General features: G+C 44.9%; 1 protein-coding gene. It reads left to right on the top strand.

From position 1 onward, the window contains the following. The coding region (locus ACNOHI_RS25095; protein ID WP_420477448.1) for a hypothetical protein at window positions 1-375 on the top strand (375 nt) is incomplete at its 5' end. Window positions 376-624 lie beyond the last annotated feature (249 nt).

Below are 624 nucleotides of genomic sequence, written 5' to 3' on the forward strand. Positions count from 1 at the left end.
AATGTTAACAGTAACTTCGTGTCGAATGCAGTCGCCTATACCGTATTCAACAAGACGCCGTATGTTTTGGTGAATTATGCAAATGGATTTACATGGGGACAGGCGGATATGGTATATTTAGTAAATGCAAGCAGTGTGAATTCCTTTACTGCCGACTATAACTCCTGGGGAGGCCCCTGGGGGGCTGGAGGCGCTGTAGAATGGGCTTGCGAACTGCATAAATATGGAGCGATGTCTGCATCAGGTGTTGCCAACGGCAATGCCACCGGTGATGTGGCCTTTGTGCAATCGGAAGATGGTTACTTCCTCTACGCGTACTTTATGTTTACAAATGGTTACGTAGTAGGCGTACAATTCGATTGTGTTGATATCTAAAAAAATATCTATGAACTGCCGACATATAAGTGTTTATTTAAACATATTATTGCGGGCTTTTATCCTTTGCATTGTCCCATTCCTACTGGTACAATGCAAAGGAAAATCAAGCGGTGTACCACCATGGGAATGGGAAGACCCTAAAAAGCCTGACCCTAATACGGGTGATGGGGCCAAGCCCCGTTTTATCTGGATTGATGCCTCTGCTAATTTTCCCGACTTTGCCAATAGTCGCGATAACATCCGCAG

The sequence above is a fragment of the Noviherbaspirillum sp. ST9 genome (genome assembly GCF_048799745.1).
Classification (GTDB): Bacteria; Pseudomonadota; Gammaproteobacteria; order Burkholderiales; family Burkholderiaceae_D; genus Noviherbaspirillum.